Origin of the sequence: Microcoleus sp. PH2017_12_PCY_D_A (genome assembly GCF_020738565.1) — a bacterium.
In the GTDB taxonomy this organism is placed as follows: Bacteria; Cyanobacteriota; Cyanobacteriia; order Cyanobacteriales; family Microcoleaceae; genus Microcoleus.
This window is the reverse complement of the sequence record NZ_JAEQCI010000112.1, coordinates 1-19,295: the sequence shown is the minus strand read 5'-3', so window position 1 is coordinate 19,295 and position 19,295 is coordinate 1. Positions and strand designations below refer to the sequence as shown.

The following is a 19,295-nucleotide window of genomic DNA, read 5'->3' as shown; positions in this document are numbered from 1 at the left end:
ACTGAGATAATCCGGCAACTCATCAAAAGATACCCCCACCAAACGGCAAAAATCCCTCATTTGCCGTGTATGGGTGCGAAAACTTGAATTATTTTTGACCTAAATTGTTAGCCTCTTGCATTTTCTAACGTTTATTTGTGATTGTTTCAGCTTTTAATTCGCCTATTTTAAGCGCCTATTTTAAGCGCTTATTTTGAACCTTTACTTAATAAAATTACATTATGTAAAAACTCAATCTCAAAGTTAATTTTCGATGTAACATAACGTCATTGCCAACAGGATATTGTTTCCGCTCGTTCTGCGGCGGATCGATAAAAAAATCATGAATTAGGACGCAGATTTATTGCAATAGCTCGATCCTCTATCGCGCTCGCACTCGCGTGCAATTCTGTCACTTTCCTATGGGCAAACATACCCAATTTAGAATACAGCCATGAACACCCCAGAAACTACGAATTCCTGGATTATTTACCGACTGCTGCCCAACTTTGGGCGCTTACCCATCGGACAATTTCGCAGCCGCAGCGAAGCAGAATCTTCCCTGAAAGTCATCCGACAACTGCTACCCAATAGCGAATTAATACTTGCTTTCGAGATTGGCGCCGAAAATCCAACTACCGAACTCATTCAGTCCCCTGCTAAAGAGCAAAACTTGCCAACTTCAGTTAATCGAGAACTCTTGAAAATCTTTCTGATCAGTTCTCGTCCTATTGTTTCCCGCGTCATTCATTCTTTGCACTGCAATAATTTTGCCTGCGTTTCTGACTGGAGTCCCCTTGTCCCGACTCAAAATTCCGGTGAGGTGATGAGCGTTTTAGTTAAATATTTTGCCGCTGACTCTTAGGGACGGTCTAGTTCTCGCTTTTATAGGGGCAATTTCCCGCAGTTGCCCCTGTTTTTACGAATTATATCATGTCTGGTTGATTACTATAATAAAAAGGTGAAGTCCGCACTACGAACGAACGGCTTAAGAGCGGACTGAAGTCCGCACTACGAACGAACGGCTTAAGAGCGGACTGAAGTCCGCACTACGAACGAACTAACAGTTCGCGAAAATTCCGGTTTATGCTTAACTAGAACAATGATAAACTTGATATTCATACCCGTCCACTCGAGGTAAATCGCGAGATTCAAGCTGACACTTTTGTGCTGCTAAATTGACAGGTGCGCGAAAATTCACCAGCCACAAATCTAGGGGACGTTCCAATTGACTGAGTGTCTTGTCAACTATCCCCGCCACAATTTCCGGCGATTCCCTCCTCTGCTTAACTAAAAGAAACTGTGGAGAATCAAAGGCTTTAACTTCTTGCTTCTTCCTAACATCCGCTACATCCGTTACATCCGTTACATCCGCTACAAAATCCGTTGCCGAACCCTTCTTCCTAACATCCGCTACATCCGCTACAAAATTCGTTGCCGAACTTCTTTCCCATTCCAATCCTATCCCCATCAACTCTCCTATTTCTACATGAGTCTTTTGAGTAGTAGCAATTAACACGGGATTTTTCGAGACTTCGCGGATAATCGGAATTAAAAGGTCTGGTTTGTAATATTTGCGATAGCCGAGATTGGAATTTACTGTTACACCGCTGACAAAACCCATTGCTAAAATTAGCATAACTGCTTTTTTGCCAGCAATTTCAACAGCAGGTAAATTAAACCATCGAGTTTTGACCGTAGGTGTGTCATAAATAAATGCTAAGGTTGCTCCTAACAGCAATATCACTCCCGGAAAGTAGACAAAATTGTATCGAGGGCCGCGAGTTAGGTCAATTCCTAGAATGTATGCAAAGCTGAAAAATAGGAAAATTGCTCCTAGCACAAATCCGCCGAAAATAACAGTAGCTAAACGAGTTTCTGTTGTTTTTAAGGAAGTTTTGAGAGCGTTTTGCAGCAGGGGAAGGGCCCAAATGAAATATATTGTCATGCCGATCGCAGATCCAACCACCACGGCCAGATTTGACGATTCCACCGGAAGCAGCGATATCACAGCGATCCATCCCGCCAAAGCTTGGAAAATCGGCGCTATCCAATCTACAAACGTGCGATCGCCGCTGACAATCCAATTCGTGAGCTCGCTACCGTATTTATTCGACAAAAATATCGGTAGCCAAACTAAACCGCCAGCTAAAGTCCCCAGGGCTACTGCGAAAAGCCGCCACAGGATTTGAAATTGCCAAATATTCGGCTGCTGACTGTCTGAAAGCGCCAATTTTCCATGAAACTGCTGCCAGATTACAGCAATTAATGCTATGGCTTCGGCACACAAAGTCAAGGCAAAAAAGTAGTGAATCGCAATTCCCAAACAGTTAACAATAATCCAAAATAGCACCGTCCATATAGGCAACGGAGCGCGCTCTTGCAGCTTTTTTGCAGCTACTGTCAAGCAAAAAAGAGAGGCAATAACTAATAAGATTCCTAACGTATAATGGCGGGCTTCTTGAGCGAGATAAATGCCGTAGGGAGAAACTGCCATCATCGCAGCCGCACATTGACCGACTAAACGAGAATTGAAGGCAAATTTGCCTAAAAAGTAGATGGCGGGAACTGAAATCACTCCTAATAATGCCGGGAGCGATCGCCCAATCCACACTAAACTATCCTCCGTCGGCGCAAACAGCCGCATCCACCAGTGGGCTACCATAAAATACACGGGCGGATGGTTGCTTTCTAGCAGCAAATGCTTGAGGACATCTGCAATGCCAGCATCCGGACTCCATTGCAGCGGTTGTAGTAGGGTGGAAAGTGCGATCGGGCGATCGATCGGCACCCCGCGAAAACTGTTCCCCAAACTAAACACTAGAGTCGAAAACTCGTCTGTCCACAGCGGTTTCGAGTCCAAATTGGCAAAACGCAGCATCAGGGCGATCGCCGTCCACAGCAATATTAGCAACAGTTGTCTGTATTTAATCATTAATTCATTCATTCCAAGGCAGAGGGAAGAAGAGTCATTATAGTTGATAATTGAGGGTTGATAGTTGATAGTTCTCAACAGTCAACTATCAAATGTTTAAAAGCCTTCCTGTCTGCGGTCAATTGTCAACTGTCTAAAAATCTCGCACTTCATCTATCAACCGTCAACTGTCAACTGTCAACTGTCAACTTCCGTCACCCGCCAGCTCAGCTTCATGTTGATCCAGAAATTCCACAGAGTCACAGCGACGATCGCAATTAAATTAGCCAAATATTCATTCATCTCAAAAACATTAAACATCAGATTAACCAGCAGCACATTCAAAATCAAACCCATCAAGCAAATTGTATTAAATTTCAACAGCCGTTTGAAGCGCTGGCGATTTCCCGGCTGCCGCTTAGAAATATCCCCAAAAGTCCACAAATCATTCCACAAAAAGTTACTGATAATTGCCAATTCAGCAGCAACGATTAGACTGCGAGTCAGCTCCAAATGGAGGCTGTTCCGCAGCACGTACAAAACCGCCATATTCACAAACACGCCGCTGAAACCCACGATACCAAAGCGCAGAAACTTACCCACAGGCCAGCGGGCAAACCGCAATATGAACAAATGGCGCAAATACTCAATATACTGTTTCGATGTAACTTTGCTCTCGCCTTCTTGCCGCTCCTGAAATACATAACCAACTTCTCCAATCCAGCGGATATTGCCCCTGCCGAGCACTTCAATCAAGATTTTGTAACCCGCAGGATTCATGGTTTGGCCGACAATGCAACTGCGGCGCACCATAAAATAGCCGCTCATCGGATCGGAAACTCGGCCCACCACTCCCGGCAGTACAATCAATCCGACAGTTTGAGCTCCCCGCGACAAAAATCTCCTGATAACGCTCCAGTCGCTCACCCCGCCCTCAGCAACGTGCCGGCTCGCAGCGGCCAAATCGGCTCCTCGCTGAATTTCTGCTAAAAGCTGCAACAGCGTCTCCGGGGGATGCTGCAAGTCGGCATCGATGACACCCAAAACCTCGCCCCGAGCGGCCTGCCACCCGCGAATTACCGCTGTGGAAAGTCCCCGCTCGTCTTCCCGGCGCATCACCCACAATTGCGGATATTCGGCTGTGAGGGACAGGGCAACTTCCCAGGTGCGATCGGGACTGTTGTCATCGACTACAATTAATTCGTAGTTGCCGGGAATGCTGCCATCGAGCAATTTGCTCAATTGTTCCACAATACTTTTGACATTCTTGCACTCGTTGTAGGTGGGAATCACCAAGGAAAAATAAATTGGCGGTGTATCTGCCTCTGTAAAAGTTGAACCAGAAGCCCCTACAGCAGGAATTTGCAAAGGCCCAGACGGCACTGGTAACAGGTGATTTGCTTGGTTGACGCTCATAATTTTAGTTGCCGTAAAGTAAAGGATGGTTTGTAGGACTTGAGATTTTACATTATCGTTCCTGTCTAGTTGATTTGTTAAGATATAAAAACGCCTTAATTATAGGCAGTAATTCTGTAGCTGAGCTAACAAAAAAACTGTGGATGCAATTCTCGATCGAGCTTTACAAGGTCATAACATCTCTAGCGCTGAGGCCTTGGTACTTTTGCAGCAAAGAGATCCTGACGCGCGAGCTTCTATTCAAACAACCGCTGACTTGCTGCGCCGCCGACAATCAGGGGATACAGTCACCTATGTTATAAATCGTAATATTAACTTTACCAACATTTGCGAGCAGCATTGCAGTTTCTGTGCGTTCCGCCGCGACCACGGACATGAGGGCGCTTTTTGGTTAGATACAGCCCAAATTCTAAAAAAGGCAACTGATGCTGTCGAGGGGGGTGCGACGGAAATTTGTATGCAGGGCGGCTTAAATCTTCAAGCTAAGCTGAATGGCGGATCTTTGCCTTATTATCTGCAATTGGTGAAAACGATTAAGGATAAGTTTCCGCAGTTGCACTTGCACGCTTTTTCACCCCAAGAAATAGAATTTATAGCCAGACAAGACGATCTTAGTTTTAGCTATGTAATTTCGGCTTTGCGGGATGCGGGAGTCGGTTCGATGCCCGGTACCGCAGCGGAGGTTCTCGACGATGCGGTGCGACGGATAATTTGCCCGGAAAAACTCGATGCTGCAACTTGGCTGGAAATTGTGGGAACTGCTCACCGTCTGGGTTTGCCGACAACTAGCACGATGCTTTGCGGACATATTGAGACTGCCTCTCAGCAGGTTTTGCATTTAGAAAAAGTGCGATCGCTCCAACAAACAGCCATTAACAACAACTATCCAGCACGCATCACAGAATTTATTTTATTACCTTTTGTCGGCAAGGATGCACCGGCTCCTTTACGCAGTCGAGTCGGCCGCGACCAACCCATTTTAGCAGATACACTTTTGCTCACCGCCGTATCGAGAATCTTCTTAGGAAATTGGATTAGCAATCACCAGCCGAGTTGGGTAAAATTGGGTTTAGCAGGGGCTACAGAGGCTCTGAAATGGGGCTGCAACGACATCGGGGGCACTTTGATGGAGGAACACATTACTACGATGGCCGGTGCGGTTGGCGGCAGTTGTCAGTCTGTGGAAGATTTGCAGAATGCGATTAGTTCTTTGGGGCGGAGTTATCAGCAAAGGGATACAATTTATCGACCTTTGGGGGTTGACAAATTGGTTGCAATCAGTTAGATGATTAGGAAAACAAACGGCGGTTGAAACCGCTGCTATACAAACAATGTCCGGATGGTGCGCGGACTAAGAAATAATCAAGTAATTAGTAGGGTGCGTCAGAGTTTAAGCGATCGCAAAATAATTAAAGTTTGGCATTCCGGCGCACCTACTCTCTCTGAATGGCGATCGCACTTTCAAATTCTTCTAGCGCTTGGAGATTTCCCACCTGCCAAGCACGTTCCACGGTAGTAGGGATCAGTTGTGCGATCGCAATTCCCGGAAAATTCGGACTAATATCGGATTCCAAATACTCTCCATCTTGTTGCAGCAAATAGATGCGAAGCCTTCCGCTATCGTAAACCCAGACTTCTGGAACTCCAATAATTTTATAGGCATCGATCGTAGTTTTGGAAGTAACATCGGTTTCAATGGCTAAATCCGGCGGCGGATCGTCGGGTTGCAGTCGGCGGCGGCCAATCATCCGCTGATAATTCAGAATGTAAAAGCAAGCATCAGGTTCAACTCCTGCTGCACCTTCCCGCTTGAAAGTAGTTGAACCAAAGGGTTGGTATCTTCTGCCCGCCGACTTGAGTAAAATTTTGACAATATCGGAAATTAAATCTTTCGGCCTTTCGTGTTCGGGTAAAGGAACCATGATTTGTAGAGTTTCTTTGCTGTAAGCAACTCGTGCCGATCGCTTTTCTCCCAATTCCTCCAAAATCGACTCGAATTCCAGCCAACTTATATGGGGAATAGTTACGACACTGCCGGGAGCCAGCTCGATTTGGCTAACAGGTTTGAGGATGGGAGCGATCGCAATCATAAGCTGAATAGAAAGCTAGTTGTTAAGTTTGTCAGGATTTATGCAATCCGATCGATCTCGCTTAATATCTCGGTCGGGGCGGGTTTACTGGATCGATCGTTTTCATTATATATCTAAGCGAACCCGCCCCTACAGGAATAAAGGTCGATCGCACATTTGACACTTCAATCCAACCGAATTAACTTGACCAACAAGCTCATGATTTCTCCCTGTTCGGGTGTAATGACGATGCGATTGTCGGGAATTGCGATCCTCTCCGAGGGCTGCGCTAACGGATGCGTCCAAAGAGCAACCTCCGCGTAGCGCAATGCGTGGAGTTGATAGATAGTGCGCCGTACTCCCAGCGGCGAACCGATGATGATGTGACGGATGGATTCGCGATTATCGGCCTCAAAGCTTTGGTTGGTTGAAACTTGGGGCGATACTTGATTCGATGCGGAATCTTGCAGCATAGTTTTGACAAACAATTTTGGACAGGTTAGATGCTTTGTAACGGTAAAACCGCGTACAATAACAGATTGAAGAAAAGACAACAATTCCCCTACAGCACAAGTTGTGGTTCTGGTGCTGTCTATTCTTTATTGCCTTAGCGTAAAACAATTAACGGTTATAGTCAATAGCTTTAAGCAAATAGTAAATTTATTTAACATAAAGTAACAAATAGCCTATGGGAATCTCAGAAAGAGCCGATCGATCGCCCTTAATGCGATTGAGAACTCAGCGGTTTCTGACTCAAAAGCAGCTAGCAGAAGCACTTGGAGTTACGGAAGCGACGGTAAGGAACTGGGAATCGGGGCGATCCGTACCGAAGCTAACGCCTGTACAATACAAGAAGTTGCTAGAGATTTTGCAAATTACTTCCGATGAATTACCAGACCAATTTGGCTTTCCCAGCGATGCTGATGGATAGAATCTAATAGAATGAGATAATCTAACAACTAGAGAGTTTTAAACAGCTATGATAGACGACGATGTGATATGGGTTGTGACAGATAGCGAGCCTTTGATACCCGTTCCGTCTGGCAGTAGAGATGGACGACGGAGGAACCCATTTGATGACGAAGTGGAACAAAGTGAGAATTCTAGCAGACGGGCTGTTCCCGTGAAAGTGGACAAACTAGAAGCAGGGGTAACTGAGTTCCTGCAACTGATTGGGCGCGTATTTAGCGGTGCTAAGCAGACAGCGGGAGATTTGCCGGGAATGGAATTAGATGAAATTGAACTATCGGTAGAAGTTAATGGCGAAGGGCAATTGAGCTTGCTGGGCAGCGGTGGTAAAGTGGGTGGAAAGGGTGCGATTACGCTGAAGTTCAAAACAGAAAAAAATCATTAAAGCAGCACTGTGAGATGTCAAAAAATTGGGCGATCGTTATTGGGATAAACAACTACAACCCCAACAACTTCACATCTCTGAAGTATGCCAAGCAGGATGCCGAATCCGTGCAAGATTTCTTTCGGCGCGAGGCAAATTTTGATGAAGTCTGTTTTTTTTCAGATGATTCGGCGGACTTTCAATGGAAGGGGAATAAAATTCCTACTCAGCCAACTTATGGCAACCTAATTTCTTTCTTGCACGATCGCTTTGAAACTAAACCGTTTCTGTCTGCTGGGGACAACTGTTGGTTTTTTTTTGCAGGACACGGGGAGCAACACGCCAACCAGGATTATTTGATGCCGCAGGATGCCAATCCTAGATCGCTCCAGCGGACAGCAATTCCGGTAAACTACGTGCGAGAGCGGCTGAGTCGATCGGGTGCAGACAATGTAATTCTAATTCTCGATGCTTGTCGCACACAGGTCAGTCGCGGTGCTGCTGGAATTGGTGGTGAGGCACAGCAGGGTGCGATCGTCATTTCTTCATGCAGTCCGACACAAAAATCATGGGAGATTGACCAACTGCAACATGGAGCTTTTACCTACGCACTTTTAGAAGGGTTGCGAATGCGCGGAGAACTCAATTGTGCCACTGTAGAAAGGCTCGATTTACACCTGCGCCACCGCGTTCCGGAACTGTGCAAAAAGTATGGCAAGTACCCCGAACAACATCCCCGTACTGCTGTAGATCCCGCTGATAAGCGCTACTTTATCCTGATGCCCGATCGCGGAACGCAGCGCGGAATGCAGGACGATATCAACATACTCAAAATGAACGCTTATCGATCGCTCGCGAATTCGGATTTGGATGCTGCCGAACAGTTGTGGATTCGAGTGAATGCGGCTGCAAAAGGTCTAGATATTGAGGCGCTTGAGGCTTTTCAAAAGATTGGTCAAATGAAGGCAGCGCATTCAGTTTCACCATCTGTGCGATCGCGCAATAGTTCCAATTCCGGCAGCAGAACATCCTTACCAGCCGAGGTACAACAATCTGTCAAGTCGGCGCGATCGTCAGTTACTCTCTCCTCTCCTGTTCCTAGCAGTAAAATACAACAAACAATTCCTAATTTCAACCTTGAAGAGACGGCCAATTCATCAGCAATACCTGTTATAGCCAGTAATAAATTCAGGGGAGTACGTGCATCTGCAACAGGAGTAGAAGTAGCTAGAATGGCTTTGAAACAAAAAAGATTGAGCCAAAAGGGACTGGCTCAAAATTGCTGGCTGACTCAATTAACAATTTCTCGATTCTTGAAACAAGAGTTAATCGATCGTGAAACATTGAAAATTATTTGCCAAGCTCTAGACCTAACGCCAGAAGCTATTGTAGATAATCTTGCTGCTGTTCCATCAATCTCCAATAACCAACAAATTACATCCTCTGAAAATTCATATACTCCTGCCAATATCCACACTTTTGAGTTTGAGGTAATCTCGGTAAATTTCAAAGGACAAACAATAGAGCGTCATCCCCAAATAGCAGAACACCGAATCGATAAACTTGGTGACATTGTATTAGAAATTGTTTTAATACCGGGCGGTACTTTTCTCATGGGTTCCTCAGAAACTGAATCAGGAGGAATGAACAACGAAAAGCCTCAACATTCAGTAACCATCCAACCTTTTCTAATAGGTAAATACCCTATTACCCAGGCACAGTGGAAAGCGGTTGCTGCTTTCCCCAAAGTGAATCGAGATATTGAACTCGAACCGTCTCACTTCAAAGGTGCAGATCGCCCTGTGGAACAAGTTTCTTGGTATGATGCTGTTGAATTTTGCGATCGGCTTTCCCAAAAAACAGGAAGCAAGTACCGTCTACCAACCGAAGCAGAATGGGAATACGCCTGTCGCGCTGGAACTACAACCCCTTTTCATTTTGGAGAAACTATTACCCCCGATGTGGCAAACTATGACTGCAATTACAGCTATAAGTCTGGGCCAAAAGCGAAAGGAAGCTATCGAAAGCAAACAAATCCTGTCAAAACTTTTTCATTTGCCAATGCTTTTGGACTATTTGATATGCACGGCAACGTTTGGGAGTGGTGCTTAGATTACTGGCATGAAAACTATCACGAAGCACCCACAGATGGAAGTGCGTGGTTGACTGACAATAACAATAATTCCCGGGTGTTGCGAGGCGGATCTTGGTTAAATGCTCCCACAGAATGTCGATCGGCGTATCGTTACAACTGGAATTCAGACGATCGAGTCAGGCGCTTTGGTTTTCGGATAGTTTGTCTTCTTGTGTGAAGTTCATAGCCTTTTAATCGCTTATTCATCTGCCTCAGATTCTTCCTCCCCCTCATCCCACGTCGGTGTATAATTAGAATCAGGAGGTTGAGTTTCACCTGATTCTATAGCTAGCGTTTTGCGATACTGTTCTGCTTCCGCAACCTTGGTAAATTTAATTTCAGCTTTTTTTACAGTTTGAGTTTCTGCTGCAATCTTTTCAACTGCCGAACTGATTTCATCTAATGTTACCTTAAAAAACTCCTTACGCTCGTTAACTTTGTTGACGCTTTTATCTCGAAAATATTGATGCAATAAATTCTCAGTTTCTGGAACGTTTTCCGAAAAAATCATTGCATGAATATCAAAGGGAAATGGCACAGATGCTCCACTTAGTTCTTTAATGCGATCTTCGGGATCGATTCTTCGCGTCATCCCAATTTTATAAACATTATCTCCAAAAGAACCAATATTTGAAATAATGTAAACATATCCTGATTTTGTCATCTGAGCGCGAGAAATTGCATTTCTTTGCTGGGCAAGAGCCTCTTCAAGTTGTAGATTCATCTGTTGCAACTTAAGTTCTAATTGTTCTCTCTGTTTGCCTGTAGCTTGTTCGATCTCTCGGCGAGCTTTTTCTAAAGCTTGTTCGCGAATTTTTACTTCTTGTTCTGCATTTTTTCTCGCTTTTTCTATCTCCCGGCGTTCTCTTTCTTCTTCGCGCATTTGCTCTCTGATTCTCCGCTGTTCTTCAGCTTCCTCCTGTTTTTTCTCCAGAAACTCATGAGTAAAATATAGTTCTTCTAGTTTGAGAGAGCGATAAGTAGGCATGATTGCACAGCGATTAGTTTCTGATAGCTTATTCAAAGTATCAAAAGCCTTGTTGATCCTTGTTTCTAATTTAATAGCATTGTTATATTTAACCTGAAGCATTGCAGCATCGCACTCGCCATTAAATGCTCTCAGTATCAGCGTCAGAAAGTCATCGGTCATTTTTTTGCCTTTTTTCTTGCTTCCCTCTACTTCCCACGGTACATGACAGATAGCCGCCGTCTTATCTTTCAGCATTCTACTTTGTTGTCTTCTAATTTCCTCAAGTCGGCGCTTGTATTCTTCAGAACTGCCAAAGTTATACTTTGATTTATAAAAACCGAAAGATTGAACTGATTCTGATTCTTCAACTTCACTCAGTTTTTGCTGGAGGTTTCTAATTTTTGCATTGAGTTTTTCTTGCTCGCTTGCAAGCTGGTCGAGTTCCCCTTGTTTGAGATGTATGTTAGAATCTAATTGCTTTTCAAACTCCTCTTTGGAAAAGAGTGAATCGTATTTACGTAAAAGCTTTTTATGTTTGGCTAGTTTCAGTTGCGTGTAGGTCAAGGCGGCAGCTAGAACTAATGCTGATAATCCGAGGAGTGTTGACAACATATGACCCGGTCTTTCTAATTGAATACGTCTTAATATAACTGAAAGTTTGTGAATTGGGTAAGTTTCCAGAAATTTAACCCGATCGCCCTTAGCACCTATTCATCCTCACCAAGTCCGGCAGGGGTTTAAACCCCTGCCTCAAAGCGAAAGTCCTCTCAAAGAGGACTAATGAGTTCTTCAGTCCTCTTTCAGAGGACTTTCGCTATTAGCCAGGGAATTAATTCCCTGGCGGACTTTCGGTTTAAGCGAGAAATAATACTAAACCTTAAACTCTTCCCCAATCCGTCGCATTGCTTCCTCCACATTCTCCCGACTGTTAAATGCGGAAATGCGGAAATAACCTTCACCCGCCGCACCGAAACCAGAACCCGGTGTTCCCACCACATTCACGGTTTGCAGCAACTTATCGAAAAACTCCCAACTCGTCAAACCATTCGGCGTTTTTACCCACACGTAAGGTGCATTTTCCCCACCGTAAACCTGAATTCCCGCCGCTGTCAATTTCTCGCGAATAATCGCAGCATTTTCCATGTAAAAATTGATTAATGCCTTAATTTCTGCTTTGCCTTCCTCAGAATAAACCGCCTCTGCACCGCGCTGCACGATGTAAGAAACTCCGTTAAACTTGGTAGCTTGGCGGCGGTTCCACAGTTTCCAAATTTCCACATCGGAACCGTCGGCTGCTTTTCCGGTTAAAGTTTTCGGTACTACTGTTAAGGCGCAGCGAGTACCGGTGAAACCTGCATTCTTTGAAAATGAACGAAATTCGATCGCACAATCGCGCGCCCCTTCAATTTCGTAGATGGAATGCGGTAGACTCGGATCGGTAATATAGGCTTCGTAGGCAGCATCGAAGAAAATAATCGAACCGTTCGCCTTAGCATAGTTTACCCAAGCTTGCAAGTGTTCCTTGGTTGCGGTTGCGCCCGTCGGATTGTTGGGGAAACACAGGTAAATTAAATCGACTTTCTTGTCTGTGGGAATTTGGGCGGTAAAATTGTTGTCTGCGGATATTGGGAGGTACACAAAACCTTCGTACTCGCCTTTTTCGTTCGCATCTCCCGTATGTCCGGCCATGACGTTGGTGTCTACGTACACGGGGTAAACTGGATCTGTAACTGCGATCGTATTATTATTGCCAAAGATATCGAGAATATTGCCGCAGTCGCACTTAGAACCGTCGGAAATAAAGATTTCCGAAGCATCAATCTCGCATCCCCGCGATTGGAAATCGTGATCGGCAATTTTTTGCCGCAGCCATTCATAACCTTGTTCCGGGCCGTATCCTTTAAATGTATCTCGCGAGCCCATGTCTGCTACCGCTTTCACCATCGCCTCGCGACAAGCAGCCGGTAGGGGTTCCGTTACGTCGCCAATCCCCAGCCGGATGATGGGTGCACCGGGATTCGCATCTGCGTAGGCTTTTACTCTGCGCCCGATTTCGGGAAACAGGTAGCCGGCTTTGAGTTTGAGGTAGTTGTCGTTGATAGTTGCCATAGTGCGATCGATCTCAATGTCGTAGAATAGCTTACTCTCTATCGAAGGAAGAAGGAAGTTCGGCAACGGATTTTATAACGGATGTAACGGATGTAACGGATGTAACGGATGGATATTCAGGGAAGAGGAAGATTTTCCCTGCAGGGATACTCTGACACTCTGACACTCGGCCATCACAGCCAATCCCCGCAGTCGATCGCAGCCATTGACCAAAAAATCAAATCTGGTTGTATAATTAGATATAGTGTGCAGCGCAGAACCAATTATGGATGAGATAGAGTACGCCAAACTGTGTCAAGAACTGGCGGCCATTCTGAATGAGTTTAATTTAGGTTGGGTAGTTGAACAAGTCGCCAATACTGTAGAGATAGGTAAAGTAATTGAAGAGCGATCGCTCAAACGAAAGACACCGCTCCTCAAGATAGAAGATTATACCGCAAAAGAACAACTTTTGCTGTTAATTGCTGCTGTCGAACAAGCGACGGTGAACACTTCGGAAATGGAAGACGAGATTGCTTATTTCTTGAAAGTAGAATCGGAAACCTCTCCCCTCGGTACCAAAATTATCTTTGCGAATTCCGGCGCAGAAACAGCCCAAACCATCGAGTTTACGTCCACTTTAACAGCCCCACGCCACAAACAGGCGATCGCCCTCAAGCAATTACTCGAAAAACTGCCCTCCGGGCCGAGCAACTACGCCATCAATTCTGAAATTAAGAGCAAGTTAAAAAGCGCGATCGATCCAGATTTCAACGGAGTGGCAGAACAAGCTAGAATTTTTGATGCTTACCTATTCACCATCCTGCTGAAAGCAGTTGCTAACGAAGGCGGCAACATCTATTATAACAATGTTTTAGACGACGAAACACCGAAATATTTAACGTTTAGAAAAACGGCAGGAAAAATCCACGGAACAGCACATCCATACACCCATGCTGTGGTGGAATTTCCCGACAAACCTGCGCTGGAAATTCATCTCGGAGTCAAAGTGCAAGGTAGAGCCGGAGTTCTGCACAACTGCAACGTTTTAATTCTGTACCAAAAAGAAGCGAATATCTGCCGTTTGCTCAACCGCGAACCCCGGCACTCGCAGGTAATTTTAGCAGTAAAATCTGAACACTGCACCTCGGAACTTCAACTAGAAATGGCTGGTGCTTTTATCGGATTGGCGTCAGATATTCGCTACGAAGGTGGCAGCTATTTCATTTCTAATAGTTACTCGCAACCAGTGGCAAAATTACTGACTACTGCGCGCAAAAAATGGGAACACAATATCTTTCCTAGGGCCACAAACGATGTTCACAGGCTGATGTACTCATTTCAAACTATCTTTAAAGACTTTAAGGCTAGAAACTAAGATTAGGGCATTGGGCATTGGGAATTGGGAATAGGTTAGTGCAGTCTTGAATAAAATAGGTTTGATCGTTCGTACTTTAGTCCTCATAAATCGGAGGACTAAAGTCCGAACGATCAAACCAATATAATCTATGATATTGCGAGTACCAGAACTTTACGAATAATGTTCAAGAAAGATAAATCTTCCCTGCTGTTTACGATCGGAGCCGCCACACTTCTGATCGGTTTAGGTATCCTCGCATACTCGATCGTCATTTCCCGAGGCCCCGCCAAAGATTTGCCAGCGGGAGCCGTCGTTGTTCCCCAAGATGCGATGATGGCTCTATCCATCACTACCGATGAATCGCAGTGGAATAGGCTGCGAGAATTTGGTACGCCGGAGTCAAAAGCTTCGTTTGAAAGGTTTTTAAGCGAATTGCGCGATCGCCTCCTCACTAGCAACGGTTACGCCTATCAGCAAGACATTCAACCTTGGGTTGGTAACACGGTAATGGTGGCGTTTCTCCGCAACAAAACAGCAATACCAGTCCCTCCGCCCGCGCCCAACGCGCCACCGCCTCAGCCAATTCAGCAGTCAGTGGCAATTATCCTGCCCATCTCCAACCCGATTAAAGCCAAAGAATTATTAGCAAAACCCAGACCCCTCAACCAAGGAAAAATGGTTGAGCGCAATTACAAAGGAGTGCAAGTTACAGAAACTCAAGGTATACCCGATCGCAATTTTTCAGTCGCGGTACTCGGAACAAACTATTTAGCAGTCACCACAGATTCCACCGCCACAGACAGAATAATTGACACCTACAAAGGCGAACCATCCCTCGCAAAAACTCCTGGCTATGGAGACGCCATCGGTCAAATTAAGGATGCCGGTGCCTTCGGTCAAATCTACGTGAATATGCCGGTTGCAGCAGCCTTTACAGCCGCCAACTCATCCCGCGAAATTTCGGTAGAAAACCTGGAAAAACTGCAACAAAATCAAGGATTTGCCACCACAGCGACGCTGGATGCAGAGGGCATTGGATTCAAATCAATCTCTTGGCTAAAACCAGATTCTACCACTCGTATAGCAGTAGAAAACAACGCTCTCAAAATGGCTAACCGCCTGCCCAACAATACAATCATGATGGTATCCGGCGGGAACTTGCAGCGTTTGTGGCAAGACTACGTATTGGGAGCCGATGCTAACCCGCTGGCCCCGATTAATCCCCAAGTTTTGCGTACTGGTTTAAAATCGACTACAGGCCAGGATTTAGATAAAGATTTCATCAACTGGATGGCGGGAGAATTTTCTCTATCATTAATACCAGCCCCCGCGCCGAATCCGAAAGATAAATTTGCTGCTGGATTTGTATTTATGGTGGAAACAAACAACCGTGGCGCCGCCAACAAATCCCTGAAACAGCTTGATGAAACAATGAAAACTAAAGGGTTTAGAGTTGAGGAAATTCAACTGGGGGGGCAACCTGCGACTAAATGGACATCACCCTATGGAGGGATTGCTGTAACTCGCGGTTGGATGAATGATGTGGTGTTTATCACAGTAGGAGCTCCCGTGGTTGACTCGATTGTTCCGGCGCCGAACAGCCCGCTTTTAAGCAGCGAATTATTCCAAAAAACTGTACGATCGCAACTTAAGCCTCACAACGGCAATTTCTTCATCGACACCGAGAGTGCGTTTAACCCGAAAAACCTCGCTTTGCCGGAGTTTCCTCCCAATCAAAAAATCTGGATAGATGCCACGCGGTCGATCGGCATTACAGCGGCCGTCATTGGCGATCGTACCACCCGCTACGACGCTTTTGTCGGTCTCAAAAAATCCGACCAATCCACTCCTTCACCAAAGCCCTCACCGAATCCATCTTCACCGAGTTCACCTTCACCGAGTTCATCGTCACCGAGTTCACCTTCACCGAGCCCTGATTCACCCAGTCCCTCGCCCACCGTCCAAACTTCACCCAATTAACTCTTAAATCCTGCCAAAAATCCGCTGTGACAGCCCCTTAAACAGCAACAGGGCGATCGATTAAAACTGAAAAGCAGCAGCTCGAAAACGACAATAGCGGATTTGATTTTGAGAGGAAAAGTGAGCCGGATTTAAGTTGTTTTGTATCACCAAACCTCACACCAAGAAACCGCTAAACCCGGTTTATTAAAAAAACCGGGTTACAGCACACTCTAAAAATTTAGCTTGCAGCCCAAGGAAGAAAGAAGAAGCAAGAACAATCCTGGACGCACACCAACCTTCAAACCTTAAGATGAGGTACGTTGTTGGGCTTCAGCCCTCTTAGTGGAACTGGTTATATAAGCTATGAGTCATACCTCATCTTTTTGAGAAAGGCTATACTTTTTCTTGTCATAATTTTCGTTACAGGCTATCGTGGAGATAGCTTTGTTGTTTTTGAACCGAGGAAAGCAAAGATGTTTGACCAGAAATTTTCCCGATCGCTCTTGGACGCAGAACCTAATTTTTAACCCCATCCTTCGTTGAAAGTCTTAATAAGAGTAAAAAAAAATCGGTTAATCGGCGTCGGAGTGGGTCTAAAATGCCGTTTTTTTGAGTGTATCATGTGGCAGATGTATAGTCTAGGTATTGCGAGTTATATTGAGAGTGTAAAGAAGATATAGCCTTTCTCAAAAAAATGAGGTATGACTGACAGCTTATATAACCGCTTAAACCAAGAGAGCTCTCTTCCCAACAACGTCCGCGAATCTTTGTGATAGCCGCTATACGTTATTGTTGCGACCTATTAAAAATTAAACCCTTTAAAACTATGAAAAACCCCAAGAATCTTCAAATACCGGCTAAATTAATGTCAAGAAAAAGAATTGGCAAACTGGCACTTTATGTGCAAATAGTCTTGATAAATATTTACTTTTTGCAAGCAAAAGCCGAAGCTCAAATTGTGCCAGCGAACGATGGAACTGGCACTAAAGTCACTCCCACCCCAAGCGGAACTCCTACACCGCAAACTCGCTTCGACATTGAAGGCGGACAATTATCGAACGACAAACAAAATCTCTTCCACAGTTTTACACAATTCGGTTTGTCACCAAATCAGATAGCCAACTTTATCTCAAATCCCAGCATTCGCAACATTTTAGGCCGCATCAATGGCGGTAGCCCTTCGATTATTAACGGCTCAATTCAATTAACCGGCGGTAATGCTAACTTGTTTCTGATGAATCCCTCGGGCATCATATTTGGCAACAGTGCCAGCTTAAATGTGCCGGCTTCTTTCACAGCAACCACGGCTACCGGTATTGGATTTGGTTCTAATTCGTTTAACGCGATCGGTACTAACACCTACACATCTCTGACGGGCACGCCCAATTCCTTTGCTTTTGGAGCCGATCGAGCTGGGGCAATTATCAACACAGCCGACTTGGCAGTCAAGTCAGGGCAGAACTTAACTTTGCTCGGCGGCACCGTTGTCAGCACAGGCAATCTTTCGGCACCAGGCGGTAAAATTACCGTTGCGTCAGTCACCGGGACAAATTTAGTGCGCGTCAGCCAGTCAGACAGTTTGCTGAGTTTGGACATCCAGCCGTCGTCAGCGACAAGCAGCCCTGGAACAGCGCCCGCATCCTTACCCGAATTGCTGACAGGTATCGGTCAAACCAATGCTACAGGAATCAGCGTCAATGCAAGCGGTCAATTGGTACTTACAGCGTCTAACAACCGAGTAGTAGCTGCGGGGGATGTTGCAGTCAAAGGTGCCAGCGCTCGATCGATCGAAATTCAAGCAGCCAATACCCTTGCAGCCAGCGGCAACCTGACGAGTACACAAGGTGCGATCGTCCTGCAAGCCAGCAGCGACATTAGCACTCTAGCTCTCAACTCCAACTCCACCACCGCAGCAGGCGGCAACATCAGCGTCACCAGCCGTACAGGAAAAGTAGAAACAGGCAATATCAACGCAGGCTCAAGTGACAAAACCAGCAACGCCGGAGACGTTAGTATTGCAGCCTCAAGCAGCATTCAAACAGGCTTCATAGACGCCAACTCCGAAGAAAAAAAAGGCGGCCAAGTCACCCTCAAGGCCAGCAATGACATTGAAGTAACCCGTATCAACACCCAAGGGCGAACAGCCGGAGGAAATATTAACATTACAGCCGGCCGTTATTTCCGAGCTACAGGCACTTTTACCTGCTTGGCGCAAGCTTGTAGCATTGCCGCCGCCGCGACTGGTAGCGCAAATGGTGGAGATATCACCATTAGCCACGGTGGTCAAGCCTCAAACACTATTTTCGGCGTCGGGCCCAACTATAAAAGCTTGAACGGTACTGCTGGCAGCATTGCCACTGGGAGCGACAAGAAGGAAAATGTTATTGCATCCGGAAGTTTTCCCAGCTCAAAGACTCAGATCGTACAGCCGACGCAAATTAATATCACAACTTCTTCAACCTCGCCGACGCCGACTCCGGCACCGACTCCTGCACCGACTCCGACTCCTGCACCGACTCCTGCACCGACTCCTGCACCGACTCCTGCACCGACTCCTGCACCGACTCCTGCACCGACTCCTGCACCGACTCCTGCACCGACGCCCGCACCGACTCCGGCGCCAACTCCGGCGCCAACCCCTGCACCGACTCCTGCACCGACTCCCGCACCAGCACCAGCACCAGCACCAGCACCAGCACCAGCACCCGCACCAGCACCGACACCCAACCCTCCGCCAGCACCCAGGCGAACTCCTGCACCAGCACCGACACCCGCACCAGTACCCGCGCCAGCACCTGCACCGACACCAGCACCAGCACCAGCACCAGCACCGACACCCGCACCAGTACCCGCGCCAGCACCCGCACCGACACCCGCGCCAGCACCCGCACCCGCACCCGCACCCGCACCCGCACCCGCACCTGCGCCTGCACCTGGACAGACAATTACTGAACCCAGCGTACCAGTATCAAATTTGTCACCAGCGCCGACAATTACTCAAAATCCAGCGCCGAACTCGAATTTGTCACCAGCGCCGACAATTACTCAAAATCCAGCGCCGAACTCGAAT

At 46.2% G+C, this 19,295-nt stretch carries 14 protein-coding genes; 8 read left to right on the top strand and 6 right to left on the bottom strand.

The annotated features are described in order from the left end of the window. Positions 1 to 433: 433 nt before the first annotated feature. Complete coding sequence (locus tag JGK39_RS26515; protein WP_293259656.1) at positions 434 to 844, top strand: hypothetical protein; 411 nt, start codon at positions 434 to 436, stop codon at positions 842 to 844. A 225-nt stretch (positions 845 to 1,069) separates the two neighbouring features. Here the strand turns inward: JGK39_RS26515 and JGK39_RS26510 are convergent, their stop codons facing one another. Next, positions 1,070 to 2,914, bottom strand: coding sequence for a glycosyltransferase family 39 protein (locus tag JGK39_RS26510; protein ID WP_293259653.1), 1,845 nt, complete (start codon positions 2,912 to 2,914; stop codon positions 1,070 to 1,072). A 177-nt stretch (positions 2,915 to 3,091) separates the two neighbouring features. Then, positions 3,092 to 4,309 carry a glycosyltransferase gene (locus JGK39_RS26505; protein WP_293259650.1) on the bottom strand — a complete coding sequence of 406 codons (1,218 nt, stop codon included), beginning with the start codon at positions 4,307 to 4,309 and terminating at the stop codon, positions 3,092 to 3,094. Between the two features lie 139 nt (positions 4,310 to 4,448). Between JGK39_RS26505 and cofH the strand changes: the two genes are divergently transcribed. Further along, positions 4,449 to 5,594 carry a 7,8-didemethyl-8-hydroxy-5-deazariboflavin synthase subunit CofH gene (gene cofH / locus JGK39_RS26500; protein ID WP_293259647.1) on the top strand — a complete coding sequence of 382 codons (1,146 nt, stop codon included), beginning with the start codon at positions 4,449 to 4,451 and terminating at the stop codon, positions 5,592 to 5,594. 148 nt (positions 5,595 to 5,742) lie between these two features. On the opposite strand, the gene JGK39_RS26495 is transcribed toward cofH, so the two are convergent. Both JGK39_RS26495 and JGK39_RS26490 read right to left on the bottom strand, forming a co-directional pair. Next, positions 5,743 to 6,399, bottom strand: coding sequence for a Uma2 family endonuclease (locus JGK39_RS26495; protein ID WP_293259644.1), 657 nt, complete (start codon positions 6,397 to 6,399; stop codon positions 5,743 to 5,745). 164 nt (positions 6,400 to 6,563) lie between these two features. Further along, a complete protein-coding gene (locus JGK39_RS26490; RefSeq protein WP_293259641.1) occupies positions 6,564 to 6,851 on the bottom strand; it encodes a hypothetical protein in 288 nt (95 codons plus the stop codon). A 215-nt stretch (positions 6,852 to 7,066) separates the two neighbouring features. Between JGK39_RS26490 and JGK39_RS26485 the strand changes: the two genes are divergently transcribed. Genes JGK39_RS26485 through JGK39_RS26475 form a run of 3 tightly spaced genes read left to right on the top strand, consistent with a single transcriptional unit; the run spans position 7,067 to position 10,023 of the window. Further along, the gene (locus JGK39_RS26485; protein ID WP_293259638.1) at positions 7,067 to 7,309 is read left to right on the top strand and encodes a helix-turn-helix transcriptional regulator; all 243 of its coding nucleotides are present in this window, start codon (positions 7,067 to 7,069) and stop codon (positions 7,307 to 7,309) included. A 48-nt stretch (positions 7,310 to 7,357) separates the two neighbouring features. Then, positions 7,358 to 7,732, top strand: a complete 375-nt coding sequence (locus JGK39_RS26480; RefSeq protein ID WP_293259635.1) for a hypothetical protein — start codon at positions 7,358 to 7,360, stop codon at positions 7,730 to 7,732. Positions 7,733 to 7,746: 14 nt separating this feature from the next. Continuing rightward, positions 7,747 to 10,023 (top strand): SUMF1/EgtB/PvdO family nonheme iron enzyme, encoded by a 2,277-nt coding sequence (locus JGK39_RS26475; RefSeq protein ID WP_293297920.1) that lies wholly within the window; start codon positions 7,747 to 7,749, stop codon positions 10,021 to 10,023. A gap of 21 nt (positions 10,024 to 10,044) precedes the next feature. Here JGK39_RS26475 and JGK39_RS26470 read toward each other — a convergent pair whose 3' ends face one another. Beyond that, positions 10,045 to 11,427 carry a DUF4041 domain-containing protein gene (locus JGK39_RS26470; RefSeq protein WP_293259629.1) on the bottom strand — a complete coding sequence of 461 codons (1,383 nt, stop codon included), beginning with the start codon at positions 11,425 to 11,427 and terminating at the stop codon, positions 10,045 to 10,047. Positions 11,428 to 11,685: 258 nt separating this feature from the next. Then, on the bottom strand, positions 11,686 to 12,924 hold the full coding sequence (locus tag JGK39_RS26465; protein ID WP_293297918.1) for an LL-diaminopimelate aminotransferase: 1,239 nt from the start codon (positions 12,922 to 12,924) through the stop codon (positions 11,686 to 11,688). Between the two features lie 265 nt (positions 12,925 to 13,189). On the opposite strand from JGK39_RS26465, the gene JGK39_RS26460 reads away from it, so the two are divergent. From JGK39_RS26460 to JGK39_RS26450, 3 genes are all read left to right on the top strand, one after another. Next, on the top strand, positions 13,190 to 14,281 hold the full coding sequence (locus JGK39_RS26460; protein WP_293259623.1) for a hypothetical protein: 1,092 nt from the start codon (positions 13,190 to 13,192) through the stop codon (positions 14,279 to 14,281). A gap of 162 nt (positions 14,282 to 14,443) precedes the next feature. Further along, on the top strand, positions 14,444 to 16,243 hold the full coding sequence (locus JGK39_RS26455; RefSeq protein WP_293297915.1) for a DUF3352 domain-containing protein: 1,800 nt from the start codon (positions 14,444 to 14,446) through the stop codon (positions 16,241 to 16,243). 847 nt (positions 16,244 to 17,090) lie between these two features. Beyond that, positions 17,091 to 19,295 (top strand): filamentous hemagglutinin N-terminal domain-containing protein (locus JGK39_RS26450; RefSeq protein ID WP_293322492.1); only part of this gene is annotated, 2,205 nt, incomplete at its 3' end.

Bases quoted from the DNA above. Each gene is read 5' to 3' on its own strand.
- JGK39_RS26505 (WP_293259650.1), bottom strand. From the start codon at position 4,309: ATGAGCGTCAACCAAGCAAATCACCTGTTACCAGTGCCGTCTGGGCCT.
- JGK39_RS26480 (WP_293259635.1), top strand. From the start codon at position 7,358: ATGATAGACGACGATGTGATATGGGTTGTGACAGATAGCGAGCCTTTG.
- JGK39_RS26510 (WP_293259653.1), bottom strand. From the start codon at position 2,914: ATGATTAAATACAGACAACTGTTGCTAATATTGCTGTGGACGGCGATC.
- JGK39_RS26475 (WP_293297920.1), top strand. From the start codon at position 7,747: ATGTCAAAAAATTGGGCGATCGTTATTGGGATAAACAACTACAACCCC.
- JGK39_RS26470 (WP_293259629.1), bottom strand. From the start codon at position 11,427: ATGTTGTCAACACTCCTCGGATTATCAGCATTAGTTCTAGCTGCCGCC.
- JGK39_RS26490 (WP_293259641.1), bottom strand. From the start codon at position 6,851: ATGCTGCAAGATTCCGCATCGAATCAAGTATCGCCCCAAGTTTCAACC.
- JGK39_RS26515 (WP_293259656.1), top strand. From the start codon at position 434: ATGAACACCCCAGAAACTACGAATTCCTGGATTATTTACCGACTGCTG.
- JGK39_RS26485 (WP_293259638.1), top strand. From the start codon at position 7,067: ATGGGAATCTCAGAAAGAGCCGATCGATCGCCCTTAATGCGATTGAGA.
- JGK39_RS26460 (WP_293259623.1), top strand. From the start codon at position 13,190: ATGGATGAGATAGAGTACGCCAAACTGTGTCAAGAACTGGCGGCCATT.
- JGK39_RS26465 (WP_293297918.1), bottom strand. From the start codon at position 12,924: ATGGCAACTATCAACGACAACTACCTCAAACTCAAAGCCGGCTACCTG.
- JGK39_RS26455 (WP_293297915.1), top strand. From the start codon at position 14,444: ATGTTCAAGAAAGATAAATCTTCCCTGCTGTTTACGATCGGAGCCGCC.
- JGK39_RS26495 (WP_293259644.1), bottom strand. From the start codon at position 6,399: ATGATTGCGATCGCTCCCATCCTCAAACCTGTTAGCCAAATCGAGCTG.